This is a genomic window from Pseudomonas oryzihabitans, assembly GCF_001518815.1.
GTDB classification, from domain to species: Bacteria; Pseudomonadota; Gammaproteobacteria; order Pseudomonadales; family Pseudomonadaceae; genus Chryseomonas; species Chryseomonas oryzihabitans_E.
The window spans coordinates 3451685-3464834 of record NZ_CP013987.1 but is presented as its reverse complement, the minus strand read 5'-3'; the positions used below and the strand labels follow the sequence as shown (position 1 = coordinate 3464834).

At 64.4% G+C, this 13150-nt stretch carries 14 protein-coding genes; 10 read left to right on the top strand and 4 right to left on the bottom strand.

All coding sequences use genetic code 11. The features are described 5' to 3' along the window. Positions 1-18: 18 nt before the first annotated feature. Positions 19-1149, bottom strand: a complete 1131-nt coding sequence (locus APT59_RS15795; protein ID WP_059315729.1) for an aminotransferase class V-fold PLP-dependent enzyme — start codon at positions 1147-1149, stop codon at positions 19-21. A gap of 171 nt (positions 1150-1320) precedes the next feature. Between APT59_RS15795 and APT59_RS15790 the strand changes: the two genes are divergently transcribed. The 4 genes from APT59_RS15790 (at position 1321) to APT59_RS15775 (ending at position 4250) form a co-directional block, all read left to right on the top strand. Next, positions 1321-1962: a TetR/AcrR family transcriptional regulator gene (locus APT59_RS15790; RefSeq protein WP_007160588.1), complete on the top strand. Its 642-nt coding sequence runs from the start codon at positions 1321-1323 to the stop codon at positions 1960-1962. Between the two features lie 63 nt (positions 1963-2025). Further along, on the top strand, positions 2026-2994 hold the full coding sequence (locus tag APT59_RS15785; protein ID WP_059315728.1) for a GTP 3',8-cyclase MoaA: 969 nt from the start codon (positions 2026-2028) through the stop codon (positions 2992-2994). Positions 2995-3063: 69 nt separating this feature from the next. After that, positions 3064-3678 (top strand): DUF4823 domain-containing protein, encoded by a 615-nt coding sequence (locus APT59_RS15780; RefSeq protein ID WP_156428967.1) that lies wholly within the window; start codon positions 3064-3066, stop codon positions 3676-3678. An 11-nt stretch (positions 3679-3689) separates the two neighbouring features. Next, positions 3690-4250 carry a DUF1285 domain-containing protein gene (locus APT59_RS15775; protein WP_059315727.1) on the top strand — a complete coding sequence of 187 codons (561 nt, stop codon included), beginning with the start codon at positions 3690-3692 and terminating at the stop codon, positions 4248-4250. Between the two features lie 32 nt (positions 4251-4282). Here the strand turns inward: APT59_RS15775 and APT59_RS15770 are convergent, their stop codons facing one another. Continuing rightward, a complete protein-coding gene (locus APT59_RS15770) occupies positions 4283-5932 on the bottom strand; it encodes an electron transfer flavoprotein-ubiquinone oxidoreductase (RefSeq protein ID WP_059315726.1) in 1650 nt (549 codons plus the stop codon). A gap of 292 nt (positions 5933-6224) precedes the next feature. Here APT59_RS15770 and APT59_RS15765 point away from each other — a divergent pair, with 292 nt between their 5' ends. The 5 genes from APT59_RS15765 to APT59_RS15745 all read left to right on the top strand — a co-directional run bounded on the left by APT59_RS15765 (position 6225) and on the right by APT59_RS15745 (position 11424). Continuing rightward, entirely contained in the window at positions 6225-6977 is a 753-nt protein-coding gene (locus APT59_RS15765) for an electron transfer flavoprotein subunit beta/FixA family protein (RefSeq protein ID WP_059315725.1), read from the top strand. Beyond that, the gene (locus APT59_RS15760) at positions 6977-7906 is read left to right on the top strand and encodes an electron transfer flavoprotein subunit alpha/FixB family protein (RefSeq protein ID WP_059315724.1); all 930 of its coding nucleotides are present in this window, start codon (positions 6977-6979) and stop codon (positions 7904-7906) included. Before APT59_RS15765 ends, APT59_RS15760 begins: the two co-directional genes overlap by 1 nt. Before the next feature lie 217 nt (positions 7907-8123). After that, positions 8124-9557: a PLP-dependent aminotransferase family protein gene (locus APT59_RS15755; protein ID WP_059315723.1), complete on the top strand. Its 1434-nt coding sequence runs from the start codon at positions 8124-8126 to the stop codon at positions 9555-9557. A gap of 107 nt (positions 9558-9664) precedes the next feature. Further along, positions 9665-10201: a hypothetical protein gene (locus APT59_RS15750; protein WP_237140529.1), complete on the top strand. Its 537-nt coding sequence runs from the start codon at positions 9665-9667 to the stop codon at positions 10199-10201. Between the two features lie 113 nt (positions 10202-10314). Next, positions 10315-11424: a Gfo/Idh/MocA family protein gene (locus tag APT59_RS15745; RefSeq protein ID WP_059315722.1), complete on the top strand. Its 1110-nt coding sequence runs from the start codon at positions 10315-10317 to the stop codon at positions 11422-11424. 61 nt (positions 11425-11485) lie between these two features. Here the strand turns inward: APT59_RS15745 and APT59_RS22245 are convergent, their stop codons facing one another. Together APT59_RS22245 and APT59_RS15740 are read right to left on the bottom strand one after the other, a co-directional pair. Next, positions 11486-11653 carry a DUF2897 family protein gene (locus APT59_RS22245; protein WP_082696369.1) on the bottom strand — a complete coding sequence of 56 codons (168 nt, stop codon included), beginning with the start codon at positions 11651-11653 and terminating at the stop codon, positions 11486-11488. A 48-nt stretch (positions 11654-11701) separates the two neighbouring features. Continuing rightward, positions 11702-12157, bottom strand: coding sequence for a multidrug/biocide efflux PACE transporter (locus APT59_RS15740; protein WP_059315721.1), 456 nt, complete (start codon positions 12155-12157; stop codon positions 11702-11704). Between the two features lie 82 nt (positions 12158-12239). On the opposite strand from APT59_RS15740, the gene APT59_RS15735 reads away from it, so the two are divergent. After that, positions 12240-13115, top strand: coding sequence for a LysR family transcriptional regulator (locus tag APT59_RS15735; protein ID WP_059315720.1), 876 nt, complete (start codon positions 12240-12242; stop codon positions 13113-13115). Positions 13116-13150 lie beyond the last annotated feature (35 nt).

The window sequence follows — 13150 nt, the reverse complement described above, 5'->3', positions numbered from 1 at the left end:
CAGACCTTTCAGGGCGCTTCAGAAGCGTGCCAGCGCACCGACCAGGTCCAGCGTCTGCTCCAGCACGTGCTCGCTGGTGTAGAAGTGCGGCGACAGCCTGATGCCCGGACCACGTTGGGCGCAGACCACATCGGCGGTCTTGAGGCGCTCGAACAGCTGGCGATTGTCCCAGCCTTCGAGGGAGAAGGTGAGGATTCCGGAACGCCGGTGTGGGTCGGCCGGCGAATGCAGGATGGCGCCGGGCAGGCGGCGAATGTGGCTGTCCAGCAGTTCGATCCGCGCCAGCAGATCCTGACCCACCTGCTGCATGCCGGCATCTTCCAGCAGCGATAGGCTGGCCTCCAGCGCCACCGCCCCGAGCATGTTGGGGCTGCCGCACTCGAAACGCATCGCCGTCTTCGCCGGTTGCCATTCGCGCTGGCTGTAGTCGCCGGCGTTGTCCAGCATGTGCCAGCCGTATTCGTGCAGCTTCAGCTGCTCGCGCAAATCGGCGCGGCAGTAGAAGACCCCCAGGCCTTCCGGACCCAGCATCCACTTGTGGCCGTCGGCCATGGCGAAGGCGCAGTTGCAGGCCTGGACATCGAAGGGCAGGGCGCCCAGCTGCTGGATGGCATCGACGCAGAGCAGTACGCCCTTGGCCTCGCAGCCCTGGCCCAGCGCGGGCAGGTCCAGGCGCAGACCGCTGGCGTATTGCACGGCGCTGATGGCCATCAGTCGGGTCCGGGGGCCGCAGGCAGCCAGCAGATTGGCTTCTGGCGTCTCGCCCAGACTGACTTCCACCACCTCGACGCCAAAGCGCGCCAGGGCTTCCCAGACGACCCGATTGGAGGGGAACTCCTCGTCGCTGATCACCACCTGGTCACCGCTCTGCCAGTCCAGGCCGAAGGCGACAAAGGAGAGTGCCTCGGAGGTGTTCTTCACCAGGGCGATGTCGCTGCTGGCCGGCGCATTGAGCAGACGGGTCAGGCGGTCACGCAGGCGCTGTTCCAGGACGAGCCAGGTCGGATAGTTGCGCGCGCCGTATTGGCAGTTCTCGGCGGCGAATTCGGTGACGGCCTGCGCGGCGCGCTTGGGCCAGGGGGCCACGGCCGCGTGGTTGAGGTACCGCATGGCGTAGGCCTGAGGGAATTCGTGCTTCCAGGAAGACATTGACTCGATCCGTACAATCTGGGTGTGATGGGGCATAATAAGGGGCGCGCCCGCGCGGTTCACCGATACTCTCGGTGGAGCTCGCCCAAGGTGTGACGAAGTGCCGGTATGCCGAGGGGCAACCGACGATTCGAAGGCCCTATCCCTTTTCAAAACAACAAGTGGGCTGCCATGCAGAAAGAATCCCGCAAAGTCCGCGAGTTCCGTCGCCGCGAACAGGAAATCCTCGACACCGCACTGCAACTCTTTCTCTCCGAAGGAGAAGACAGCGTCACCGTCGAGATGATCGCCGAAGCGGTCGGTATCGGCAAAGGCACCATCTACAAGCATTTCAATTCCAAGGCCGAGATCTATCTGCGGTTGATGCTGGATTACGAACGGGACCTGGCCGAGCTGTTCCAGTCGGACAATGTCGCCCGGGACCGCGAAGCGCTCTCCCGCGCCTATTTCGAATTCCGCATGAGCGATCCACAGCGCTATCGGCTGTTCGATCGGCTCGAGGAAAAGGTGGTCAAGACGCGGCAGGTACCCGAACTGGTCGAGCAGCTGCACAGCATCCGCACCTCCAACTTCCAGCGGCTGACCAGCCTGATCGAGGGCCGGATCGACGAAGGCAAGCTCGAGGACGTGCCTCCCTATTTCCACTACTGCGCCGCCTGGGCGCTGGTGCACGGGGCCGTGGCCCTTTACCATTCGCCCTTCTGGCGCGACGTGCTGGAGGATCAGGAGGGTTTCTTCCAGTTCCTCATGGAGATCGGCGTTCGCATGGGCAACCGCCGCAAGCGAGATGTCGAAACGCCTGTCCGATCCTAGGGTCCGATAGAGGCAAGGGATGCCGTGCCATCCCTTTTCTCTTGTCTTATTGGAGTTCCCAAGATGATCGTTGACCGCCAGGGTAGGGCGTTTCGCAACTTGCGGATCAGCCTCACGGCGGCCTGCAACTATGCCTGTACGTATTGCGTGCCCAACGGCAAGCGACTCGTGGCTGCGCAGGACGAGCTCAGTGCCGACACCATGGCTCGCGGGGTGGAATACCTCATCGATGCCGCGGGGATCGAGCGTCTGCGCATCACGGGGGGCGAACCCCTGGTCACGCCGCGGCTGGAGCCCTTTCTTGCCCGCGTCGCCCAGCTCGGCCTCAAGGACATCAGCCTGACCACCAATGGCCAGCTGCTGCCGCGCAAGCTCGATTTCCTCATCGACCATGGCATCCGTCGCCTGAACGTTTCGCTCGATACCCTCGATGCCGAGGCCTTTCCGCGCCTGGCGCGCGGTGGCGACCTGGCCACGGTATTGGCCGGGCTTGAAGCGGCGCGTGCCGCGGGCCTCAAGATCAAGCTCAACATGGTGCCGCTGCGGGGCCAGAATCTCGATCAGGTGCTGCCGCTGCTGGAGTACTGCCTGGAGCGCGGTTTCGAACTCAGATTCATCGAGCTGATGCGCATGGGCCACCTGGCCAAGGATTCCGTGCACTTCAACAACCAGCTGGTGCCGCTGGCGGAATTGCTGGAGATCATCGGTTCGCGCCATGCCTATGTACAGGCCGATGCCCCGGTGGACTCCACCGCTTTGCGCTATCGCGTCGAGTCGGGTGGTCACTTCGGCATCATCGCCAACGAAAGCGTCCCCTTCTGCCGGACCTGCTCGCGGCTACGGCTGTCGTCCACCGGCTGGCTGCACGGCTGCCTGTCGTCCAGCAACCGCCACTATGTCGGCGATCTGCTGGACAAGCCCAGGCATCTGGCCCTGCCGGCCCTGCAGCGGCTGCTGGTCAAGGCGCTGGGGGACAAGCAGGACGTAGCCTTCTCCGGTGGCGTGACGGTGATGAAGATCATCGGCGGCTAGCAACTGGCGCGAAAGCTGCTAAGGCCCCTGTATCGACGGCATCTTGGCGCCGGACAGGGGCTCTGTTCCATGATTAATCTGCGTTTTCTGGTCATTTCGGTTTTGCTGAGCTGCCTGGGCGGCTGCATGAACGTCAGTGACATGGCGTCCGGCGTTGAATATCACCTGCGTGATGCAGGGCTGCTCGATTACAGCAAGACCCAGCGGCTGAACAACTTTCGCCTGCAGGCCGACTCCTATATCTACATAGCCCAGGGCGCCTTCGTGCCCGTGGGCCATCCCTACGCCCGCCCGAACGTGGTAGCGGAAGAGGCCTTCAAAGGCTTTGTGGAATACTTCCCGCGGGTAAGGCGCGCGGATAAGCCCGAGGGCTTCGACGAAGCCATGGCCAAGGCCCGGCAACTGGGCGCGCACTATGTGCTCTACACCCGCTTCGCCGGGGCGGATGACCGCATCGGTACCTGGGAGGAATGGGAAGATCAGGATGACATCGGACGAGTAGGCCGCGACCGCAGCGTCGTCCAGATGATGCTGGTGGAGACCGCTACCTTCCGCCTGGTGGACACGGCGCGGATCCGCAGTCGTGGCGGCTTCTTGACGTTCTATGATGAGCGTCCGGAAGACCTGCTCGGTCCGGCGCTCAATGAATATGCCCAACGTCTACTCGGCTTGGGCACCCGGTAGAGGAGAAGGGCGTGACCCAGATTGACGTGACGCGGAATCTGCTGGCGCAGCTGCCAGTCGCCGAGGACGGCAAGCTGCCGCCCGTGGACCTCTGGCATCCGCCCTTCTGTGGCGATATCGACATGCGCATCGCCCGCGATGGGACCTGGTATCACCAGGGTACGCCCATCACCCGACCAGCGATGGTTCGCCTGTTCTCCACCATCCTGAGGCGCGATCCCGAACGCTATGTGCTGGTCACGCCGGTGGAGTGCGTGGGCATCCAGGTCGAGGATGTGCCCTTTCTGGCCGTGGATGTCGAGTGGAGCGGCAGCGGCCGGGACCAGGTCCTGGATTTCCTCACCAACGTCGGGGATCGGGTCGCCGCTGGCGCCGAGCATCCGCTGCGTTTCACCGAGCAGGATGACCAGCCGGCACCCTATGTACGGGTGCGCGGCGGGCTGGAGGCACGGCTCAATCGGGCGGTCTTCTACCGACTGATGGACAGGGTCGAGGAGGGCACCCACGAGGGTAAGGCCTGGCTTGGGCTCTGGAGCCGCGGGATGTTCTTTCCCGTTGCGGCTGCCGGATAGCAAAAGGGCCCCTCGGGGCCCTTTTGCATGGTTCACATGTTGGGGTAGTTGGGGCCGCCGCTGCCTTCCGGCGCCACCCAGGTGATGTTCTGCGCGGGATCCTTGATGTCGCACGTCTTGCAGTGGACGCAGTTCTGGGCATTGATCTGGAAGCGCGGCTCGCCGCCATCCCGGACCACCTCGTAGACCCCGGCGGGGCAGTAGCGCTGCGCCGGCTCGTCATACAGCGGCAGGTTCTGCGCGATGGGGATCGACGGGTCCTTCAGCTTCAGATGGACCGGCTGGTCTTCTTCGTGGTTGGTGTTGGAGAGGAATACCGAGGACAGCTTGTCGAAGCTCAGCTTGCCGTCCGGCTTGGGATAGCTGATGCGCGGCGCCTCGTCGGCCTTCTTCAGGCAGGTATGGTCCATGCGCCGATCGTGCAGGGTGAAGGGCAGGGCGCCACCCAGCAGGTTGTGTTCGACGAAGGCGAAGGCCGGGCCCAGCAGCGGGCCGAACTTGTGCATGGCCGGACCGAAGTTGCGGCTGGCATGGAGTTCTTCCTGTACCCAGCTGCCCTTGAAGCCATCCACGTAACCCTGGAGTTCGTCACCCTCGCGACCGGCAGCCAGGGCGGCGACGATGGCGTCGGCGGCGAGCATGCCGGACTTCATGGCGGTATGGCTGCCCTTGATCTTGGCCGGGTTCAGGGTGCCAAGGTCGCAGCCGATCAGGGCGCCGCCTGGGAAGACCATCTTCGGCAGGGAATTCAGGCCGCCCTTGACCAAAGCGCGGGCGCCATAGGAGACGCGCTTGCCGCCTTCCAGGTACTGGGCCACCACCGGGTGGTGTTTGTAGCGCTGGAATTCGTCGTAGGGTGAGAGGTGCGGGTTGCTGTAGGCCAGGTCGACGATCAGACCGACCACTACCTGGTTGTCTTCCAGGTGATAGAGGAAGGAGCCACCCGGATTTTCCTTGTCCAGCGGCCAGCCGGAGGTATGGATCACCAGGCCCTGCTCGTGCTTGGCCGGATCGATCTCCCACAGCTCCTTGATGCCGATGCCGTAGTGCTGCGGATCGGCGCCTTCGCCAAGCTTGAATCTCTGGCCCAGCTGCTTGCCCAGATGGCCACGGCAGCCTTCGGCGAACAGGGTGTACTTGCCGCGCAGCTCCATGCCGGGGGTGTAGACGCCGTCCTTGGGCTGGCCTTCGCGATCCACGCCCAGATCGCCGGTAATGATGCCGCGTACCACGCCCTGATCATCGATCAGCGGTTCCTGGGCGGCGAAGCCCGGATAGATCTCCACGCCCAGGGCCTCGGCCTGCTGACCCAGCCAGCGGCAGAAATTGCCCAGGGAGATGATGTAGTTGCCCTCGTTGTGCATGGGCTTGGGCACGAAGAAGTTGGGAACCTTGGTGGCCTGGCGATCGTCCTTGAGCAGGTAGATGTCGTCGCGCTTGACCGGAGTGTTAAGCGGCGCACCCAGTTCCTTCCAGTTGGGAAAGAGCTCGTCCAGGGCGCGGGGTTCGAAGACGGCGCCGGAGAGAATGTGGGCACCGACCTCGGAGCCTTTCTCGACCACGCACACACTGATTTCCTGGCCGTTTTCGGCGGCCTGCTGCTTGAGGCGACAGGCCGCGGACAGGCCCGCGGGGCCGGCCCCGACGATCACCACGTCGAATTCCATGTATTCGCGTTCCACGGCTCACTCTCCTCAGGCAAAACTCACGATCTGGTTATTTATGTAGGGGTGCAACAAAAGACTTCATTATATCCGGCGTGCTCCCTGACACCCATTCAAACGTTTGTTTAAATTTTCTGCAAGCCTGTTAGACTCGGGAGTTACTGGCCCCTGACGGACTGTCGCGTTGACCCCTGCTGCCGTGGAGGTCAACATAGGAAAGATTTGCAACAAGGTTGGATCGGCAGGGGTCGTGTCCAACGCAAGGCCGCCTTGGCGTCCTGTTTATTCACCAGAATAAATCGAGGGATTCATGAAGGTTCTCGTAGCTGTCAAACGCGTGGTGGACTACAACGTCAAGGTCCGCGTCAAGGCCGACCAGAGCGGTGTCGACCTGGCCAACGTCAAGATGTCCATGAACCCCTTCTGCGAGATCGCCGTGGAAGAAGCGGTGCGCCTGAAGGAAAAGGGTATCGCCAGCGAGATCGTGGTCGTGACCGCGGGTCCGGCCCAGGCGCAGGAGCAACTGCGTACCGCCCTGGCACTGGGCGCCGATCGCGCCGTGCTGATCGACACCGGCACTGCCGAACTGTCGTCGCTGACCACCGCCAAGCTGCTCAAGGCGGTGGTGGACAAGGAACAGCCGCAGCTGGTGATCCTTGGCAAGCAGGCCATCGACAGCGACAACAACCAGACCGGCCAGATGCTGGCCGCCCTGACCGGCTTCGCCCAGGGCACCTTCGCCTCCAAGGTGGAGCAGGCGGGTGACGGCCTCAACGTGACTCGCGAGATCGATGGCGGTCTGCAGACGGTATCGCTCAAGTTGCCGGCGGTGGTGACCACCGACCTGCGTCTCAACGAACCCCGCTATGCCTCGCTGCCCAACATCATGAAGGCCAAGAAGAAGCCGCTGGAAACCCTGACCCCGGACGCCCTGGGCGTGGCGGTGAACGCCTCCTACGAGGTGGTCAAGGTGGAAGCCCCGGCAGGCCGTCAGGCGGGCATCAAGGTCAAGTCCGTGGCCGAACTGGTCGAAAAACTCAAGAACGAAGCGAAGGTGATCTGATGGCCATTCTCGTCATTGCCGACCACGACAACGCCAACCTCTTTGGCGCCACCCTGAATACCGTGGCCGCGGCCCAGGCCATCGGCGGCGACATCCATGTGCTGGTCGCCGGCCAGAATGCCCAGCCGGTCGCCGAGGCCGCCGCCAAGATCGCTGGCGTCAGCAAGGTGCTCCTGGCCGACAACGCCGCCTATGCCCACCAGTTGCCGGAGAACGTCGCGCCGCTGGTGGTCGAGCTGGCCGCCAACTATGGCCATGTCCTGGCCGCCGCCAGCACCAATGGCAAGAACTTCCTGCCGCGCGTGGCCGCGCTGCTGGACGTCGACCAGATCTCCGAGATCATCGCCGTCGAATCCGCCGACACCTTCAAGCGGCCGATCTATGCCGGCAACGCCATCGCCACCGTGCGCTCCACGGCGCCGGTCAAGGTGATCACCGTGCGCGCCACCGGTTTCGATCCGGTCGCCGCCGAGGGTGGTTCCGCCGCCATCGAAGCCGTGAGCCTGGTCAAGGACGCTGGGGTTTCCAGCTTCGTCGGCGAAGAGCTGGCCAAGTCCGATCGTCCCGAGCTGGGCGCCGCCAAGGTGGTGGTCTCCGGTGGTCGTGGGCTGCAGAACGGCGACAACTTCAAGATCCTCTACGCCCTGGCCGACAAGTTGGGCGCTGCGGTAGGTGCCTCGCGCGCCGCGGTGGACGCCGGCTTCGTGCCCAACGACATGCAGGTCGGCCAGACCGGCAAGATCGTCGCGCCCCAGCTGTACATCGCCGTCGGCATCTCCGGTGCCATCCAGCACCTGGCGGGCATGAAGGATTCCAAGGTGATCGTCGCCATCAACAAGGACGAGGAGGCGCCGATCTTCCAGGTGGCCGACTATGGCCTGGTGGGTGATCTGTTCGAGCTGATCCCGGAGCTGGAAAAGGCCATCTGAGGTTTTTCGCCAGCCAAGAGCCCGCCCTTTGGCGGGCTTTTTCATGGGCGCGGCAAGCCTCTCGGCAGAGCCCTTGGCGTCAAAGAGAGGTGCGCCGGTTCCTTGTCGTTTTTGGACATTGCCGCCCCGGGAAGGGAAGCGGTAAGGTCGAGGCTAGCTGTACCGGTATACCTCCAGAATAGCCTGCTACTGTTCCGCTCTCGTCCAGGAAGACGCCATGACCAACCTGTTGCTCTATCAGCGCATCGCCCAGCAATTGGCGAACGATATCCGCACGGGGGTCTACAAGCCCGGCGAGCGGGTGCCGTCGGTGCGCAAGTTGAGTCAGCAGCTGGGCGTGAGCCATGCCAGTGTCCTGCAGGCCTATGCCACCCTGGAAGACCAGGGGCTGATCCGTGCCCGACCGCAGTCGGGATTCTATGTGCACCAGACTCCGGCGCTGACCGCGCCGACGCCGGACATCGCCACGGTGGAGCGACCCAGTCTGGTGACCCGCGCCGGCATCATCAGCCAGGTCCTGGCCGAATCGCGTCGCGAAGGCGTGGTGCCCCTGGGCATGGCCGTACCCCAGACCGATTACCTGCCGCTGCGGGCGCTGCACCAGCAACTGTCCAAGGTCACCCGCTTCCAGGCCCGCGCGGCTTTCTCCTACCTGCACAGTCCGGGCTTTGAGCCCCTGCGCCGTCAGGTGGCGATCCGCCTGCGCGATGCCGGGGTGGTGGTGGGTCCGGAGGAGGTGGTGATCACCCACGGCTGCGTGGATGCCCTGCAGATGTCGCTGCGGGTGCTGACCAAGCCAGGCGATCTGATCGCCACCGAGTCGCCGTCCTACTATGGCCTCCTGCAGCTGGCCGAGGTGCTAGGCCTCAAGGTGATCGAGATTCCCTGCGATCCCGAAACCGGTCTCAGCGTCGAAGCGCTACAGCTGGCGGCGAGCCAGTGGCCGGTCAAGGCCCTGGTGGTGACCCCGCGACTGAGCAATCCCCTGGGTGGCAGCATGCCCGAAGCGCGGCAGAAGCAGCTGCTCAGGCTGGCGGCGGAGCGCAACATCGCCATCGTCGAAGACGACATCTACGGAGAGCTGACCTACGAAAGCGGCTCCAAGGCGCTCAAGGCCCTCGACAAGCAGGGACGCGTCATCTACTGCTCGAGCTTTTCCAAGACCTTGTCGCCCGGCGTCCGTATCGGCTGGGTGGTGGCCGGGCCCTATCAGGAGGACATCTGCCGACTGCAGACCTTCACCACCCATTCGGCCTGCAGCGTGACCCAGATGGGCGTTTCCGCCTATCTGGAGAACGGTGGCTACGACCGCCACCTGCGCGCCATCCGCCATGAGTACCGGCGCAACATGACCGCTTTCCAGCTGGCGATCCAGGAGCATTTCCCCGAGGGCACCCAGATGAGTCGGCCCAAGGGTGGCTTCATCCTCTGGGTCAGCCTGCCGGTGCGGGTGGATACCCGCCTACTGCACCAGCGGGCCCTGGATCAGGGTGTGAGCATTGCCCCGGGCATGATCTTCAGCAACACCGATCAGTTCAACCACTGCATCCGCCTCAATTGCGGTCTGCCCTGGGGGCGCGATGCCCAGCGGGCGCTGATGACCCTCGGCCTGCTCGCCCGTCAGCTCTGCCAGGAAACCCTGGCCGCCTAGCGGCGCTTCTGGAACCTGGTTCGCGGCCGGCGGGTCGGTTGTAGTAGCTGACTCCTGTCGCGCCTGCCGCTCCGGTCGAGGCGCCTTGCCTTGCTGATGGTGGACCTATGCGTGCATACCTGGCGATGATGGTGACGGCGGTGGCTCTTTCGCTGGTCGGTTGCGACAACGACGCGCCGCCAAAGACCGTGAAGGCTCCTCCTATGCCGGCTGCCGCACCTGCACCCGCACCTGCCGCGCCACCCGTGGCAAGTGCGGCGCAAGGCAGTGCGGCGGACCTGCGTGCCTTGCGTCTGGACCCCTTGCCAGCCAAGGCCTTCGTGCTACCCGCGCCGCCACTGAAAAAGCGGGACCTAGCCAAGAACGGTCAACTCAAGAGGCCTGCCGCGCCCAAGGCGCCACCGGCCGCAGCCCATCCTCTCGACCTCAGCATGCCGGGTGAAGTCGAGGCGCCCCAGGCGCTGACGTCACGCCGCGTCGCGCCCAAGAAGGCCGAGAACACCGTTGCCGAAGCCAACTTGCTGCCACAGCTGTTTCGCGGCAAGGATGACCCTGGCCGTTTCGAGCTGGGCGGGCGGGTCATCAGCCGGGATCGCAGCGACGATTTCGAAGGGGCCGAGGTCGAGTTGCGCTTTCGACGCTAACTCGCTGCAGCTGGCTTGCCATTGTTGAACACCCGTCCGGAACTTAGTCGCCTGGATGCTTGCCGACAGTTCAGGTGGCGGACACGTCGTCTGCCTGGATTAGGGAGCGCTCCATGCCCAGTGCGACAGGCAAGATTCGTTATGCGGTAGTAGGCGGTGGTTGGATTTCCCAGGGCGCCTTCATGCCCGGGATTGGTCAGACAGATAATTCCGAGATGACCGCCCTGGTCACCGGCGATCCCATCAAGGCGCGGGATCTGGCCGCCAAGTACGGCCTCAAGAGCTATGCCTACGAAGAATTTCCGGCCCTGCTGGCGTCGGGTGAGATCGATGCGATCTACCTGGCCACGCCCAATTTTCGCCATCTGGAGTTCGCGGTGCCGGCGCTGGATGCCGGTATCCACGTCCTGCTGGAAAAGCCCATGGCGATCAGCGAGGAAGAGTGCCAGGCGATCAACGCGGCAGCGAAGCGCTCCGGGGCCAAGCTGATGATCGCCTATCGGCTGCACTGCGAGCCGGGTACGGTGGAGATGATCGAGCGGGTACGCAAGGGCGAGATCGGTGATCCGCGCCTGTTCACCGCGACCTTCACCCAACCGGTCGATACGGCCAATCATCGGGCGCAGAGTGGCTTCTGGGCTGGCCCGGTTACCGACATGGGGCCCTATCCGCTCAATGCCGTGCGGGCGCTCTTTGGTGATGAGCCTATCGAAGTCAGTGCGGTGGGTGCGCAAACACCAGGACGCGACGTCACGACCTGGGATGCCGTGGCCGTGACCTTGCGCTTCCCCGAGGAGCGGTTGGCGAGCTTTACCGTCAGCTTCAGTGGGCCCAATACCGAGCGTTTCCAGCTGGTGGGCCGCAAGGGTGAGATCGAAGCCTCGCCGTGCTTTGGTTTCGGTGAAGGCGTCGCGATGGGCTATCGCCTGACCGTGGACGGCGAAACCCAGGAGCACAAGGCACCGGTGGTGGATCACTTCGGCGGCGAGACGGCCTACTTCTCCGATTGCATCCTGCAGGATCGCCAGCCAGAAATGGATGGGGAGGAGGGCTGGCGCGACGTCCGCGTGCTGGCGGCCATCGAACGCGCCCTGGAAAGCGGTCAGCCGCAGCGCCTGGAGCCGCTACCCAAGCGCCAGGGACCTACCGCCGAGCAGGTGCGCAGCCTGCCGCTGGCGCAGGTGCCGGAGTACGTCAACACCAAGGCGCCACTGGAGTCCTGACGAAGCAAGGCCCTGCGGCACGCTGATGCGGCAGGGCCTTGTCCGGGAGCCAGGGTTGCCTTCAGCGTTCCTGGGCCTCCTTGGCATCCATCTCGGCATTGCGCTGCCGAATCTTGTCTTTCTGTTCGTCGGTTAGGGGCACCTTGCGCGCCGTGTCCTTGAGCATGAGCAGGCTGCCGACCACCGAGCCGACGGCGACCAGCAGGATCAACCAGGCATACCAGGGCATCTGTCTTCTCCTTGAGTGGCTGTAAAGCTTCGACCACAGGAGAGCTTATCAGTGCGCCCGGCAAGCCGCGCCCGTGCGTCTGAGCCAGGCGGCATAACCCAGGTCGTAGAGCCAGTTGAACGCCAGGGTATAGGGCAGGAAGAACAGGATCAGCCCCAGGTCCAGCAGCAGGGCCTGCCACAGGCTGATGGACAGCCACCAGGCGGCCAGCGGCACCAGCACCACGATCAGTCCACCCTCGAAGCCCAGGGCATGCAGCAGGCGCACACCCAGGCCCCGGGTGAAGCCCAGGCGTTGCTGCAGTCGATCGAAGCCCAGGTTGAAGACCAGGTTCCAGATCATGGCGATGGCGGAAAAGGCAGCGGTAAGCAGGCCCATGTGCCCGAGGGAGCGATCCAGCAGCCAGGCCAGGGTCGGGGTGGCGACCAGCACGGCGATCCCTTCGAAGAGCAAGGCGTGCAGCACGCGGGCACTGGCGGGACGCTGGGTGAGCTGGATGGACATGAGGCTACTCCGCAATGGACAGGCCTTCAGTCTCATCGGCTAAGCTAGGGGGATCAAAGTGGTGTCCATAGGCGGAGCCGATATGTATCCCAATGCCGAGGCCCTGGAGGCCTTCGTCGAAGCTGCTGCCTCGGGCTCTTTCAGCGCGGCCGGACGCGTCCTGGGCAAGCGCCAGTCCAGCATCAGCGAGAGCATTGCCCGGCTGGAAGATGAATTGGGGGTGGTGCTGTTCGACCGGCAGGGCCGTTATCCTCTGCTTACGGCGGCGGGCGAGCAGCTCCTCGATCAGGCGCGTGCCGTGCTTTCCGCCCATGACCGCCTGGCCAATCGCGCCACCCAGCTCGCGGCCGGCGTGGAGCCACGCCTGACGCTGGTGATTTCCGATACCTACCAGCCCACCCGCTATGAGGCGCTCCTGACCGAGCTTGACCAGCGTTATCCGGATCTCGAATTCGAATGCCTGATCGCCGAGGACGCCGATGTGCTCAACCTGGTGCAGGGGCGGGCGGACCTGGGCCTGCTGGCGGGTCAGCCGCCGTACCCGGCGGATATCGAGGCGGCGACCCTGGATGGCCTGGTGACCTTTGGCCTGTACGTGGCTGCCGATCACCCGCTGGCGGCGCTGCCGCGGGTCACCACGGCCGACCTCGCGCCCTATCGCCTGTTGCGCCTGAGCACCGTGACCGAATCCTCCCAGCAGGTCTGCCGTCTGCCGGACACCCGGGGGCGCTGCTGGTCGGCGCCGGACTACCTGCTGCTGCTGGACATGGCGGTGCAAGGCTTCGGCTGGGCCGAGCTGCCGCTCTGGTTGGTGAAGACCTTTGGCCAGGACCGCCTGGTGGAACTGGCCGTGCCAGGCTGGCCGCAGCGGGTGGCGGTGGATGTGGTCTGGTCACGGCGACGAGCACTGGGGCCGGCGGGCAACTGGCTGCGCGAGCGGTTGCTCAGGCCCAGTTGACTGACCAAGGCCCACGTCGGGCAGCTGCCAAGTGC

Excerpts from the sequence above, each read along its gene's own strand:
- APT59_RS15780 (WP_156428967.1), top strand. The coding sequence starts at position 3,064 with ATGATTAATCTGCGTTTTCTGGTCATTTCGGTTTTGCTGAGCTGCCTG.
- APT59_RS15765 (WP_059315725.1), top strand. The coding sequence starts at position 6,225 with ATGAAGGTTCTCGTAGCTGTCAAACGCGTGGTGGACTACAACGTCAAG.
- APT59_RS15750 (WP_237140529.1), top strand. The coding sequence starts at position 9,665 with ATGCGTGCATACCTGGCGATGATGGTGACGGCGGTGGCTCTTTCGCTG.
- APT59_RS15740 (WP_059315721.1), bottom strand. The coding sequence starts at position 12,157 with ATGTCCATCCAGCTCACCCAGCGTCCCGCCAGTGCCCGCGTGCTGCAC.
- APT59_RS15745 (WP_059315722.1), top strand. The coding sequence starts at position 10,315 with ATGCCCAGTGCGACAGGCAAGATTCGTTATGCGGTAGTAGGCGGTGGT.
- APT59_RS15795 (WP_059315729.1), bottom strand. The coding sequence starts at position 1,149 with ATGTCTTCCTGGAAGCACGAATTCCCTCAGGCCTACGCCATGCGGTAC.
- APT59_RS22245 (WP_082696369.1), bottom strand. The coding sequence starts at position 11,653 with ATGCCCTGGTATGCCTGGTTGATCCTGCTGGTCGCCGTCGGCTCGGTG.
- APT59_RS15760 (WP_059315724.1), top strand. The coding sequence starts at position 6,977 with ATGGCCATTCTCGTCATTGCCGACCACGACAACGCCAACCTCTTTGGC.
- APT59_RS15790 (WP_007160588.1), top strand. The coding sequence starts at position 1,321 with ATGCAGAAAGAATCCCGCAAAGTCCGCGAGTTCCGTCGCCGCGAACAG.
- APT59_RS15755 (WP_059315723.1), top strand. The coding sequence starts at position 8,124 with ATGACCAACCTGTTGCTCTATCAGCGCATCGCCCAGCAATTGGCGAAC.
- APT59_RS15785 (WP_059315728.1), top strand. The coding sequence starts at position 2,026 with ATGATCGTTGACCGCCAGGGTAGGGCGTTTCGCAACTTGCGGATCAGC.
- APT59_RS15735 (WP_059315720.1), top strand. The coding sequence starts at position 12,240 with ATGTATCCCAATGCCGAGGCCCTGGAGGCCTTCGTCGAAGCTGCTGCC.